Source organism: Aliihoeflea sp. 40Bstr573 (genome assembly GCF_024105655.1).
Taxonomy (GTDB): Bacteria; Pseudomonadota; Alphaproteobacteria; order Rhizobiales; family Rhizobiaceae; genus Aliihoeflea.
This window is the reverse complement of record NZ_JAAAMH010000068.1, coordinates 1-779: the sequence shown is the minus strand read 5'-3', so window position 1 is coordinate 779 and position 779 is coordinate 1. Positions and strand designations below refer to the sequence as shown.

1 protein-coding gene is annotated in these 779 nt (G+C 59.1%); it reads left to right on the top strand.

The annotated features are described in order from the left end of the window. Nucleotides 1–136 precede the first annotated feature (136 nt). Nucleotides 137–751, top strand: a complete 615-nt coding sequence (locus tag GTK01_RS20925; protein ID WP_160788003.1) for a recombinase family protein — start codon at nt 137–139, stop codon at nt 749–751. The last annotated feature ends 28 nt before the right edge of the window (nt 752–779 follow it).

Sequence of the window (779 nt, the reverse complement as noted above, 5' to 3'; positions counted from 1 at the left end):
CGACGCGGCATCCATGTTCCTTTTTCAAAATCCGATGATGTTCAAGACGCTTTGTTTATGAAGCTGGTTGAGATACATTTCCAGCGAACAAATCATTCGTGGCCAGCGCCCCCCCTCAAACCACCGTTTAAGAAACATGCTGATTGGATACGCCCGTATCTCGAAGGCCGATGGTTCCCAGTCCCTTGACCTGCAGCACGATGCTCTGCGTGCCGCAGGCGTCGAACAGGACAATATCTATGAGGATCGCGCTTCAGGCAGCCGCGACGATCGTCCCGGACTGACCGCATGCCTCAAAGCGTTACGTGTCGGCGATGTACTGGTGGTCTGGAAGCTCGATCGCCTCGGGCGGTCGCTTGCCCATCTCGTCAACACCGTAAAGGGTCTATCAGACCAGAAGATCGGCCTGCGGGTGCTGACCGGAAAGGGCGCCGAAATCGACACTACGACCGCATCCGGCCGTATGGTCTTCGGCATCTTCGCAACCTTGGCCGAATTTGAGCGAGACCTGATCCGCGAGCGCACCATGGCCGGACTCGCAGCGGCCAGGGCGCGCGGCCGTAAAGGAGGCAGAAAATTCGCGCTCTCCAAGGCGCAGGTGCGCCTCGCTCAGGCCGCCATGGCGCAACGCGATACATCCGTCTCCGATCTCTGTAAGGAACTCGGGATCGAGCGCGTCACCCTTTATCGCTATGTCGGCCCCCAGGGCGAACTCAGGAGTTACGGAAAACGTGTTCTCGGCTTAGCGTAGGATTCCGCCCCCTCCCGCAAACGACCCC

What these genes read in the sequence shown, in the direction of transcription:
- GTK01_RS20925 (WP_160788003.1), top strand. Translation starts at nt 137, where the DNA reads ATGCTGATTGGATACGCCCGTATCTCGAAGGCCGATGGTTCCCAGTCC.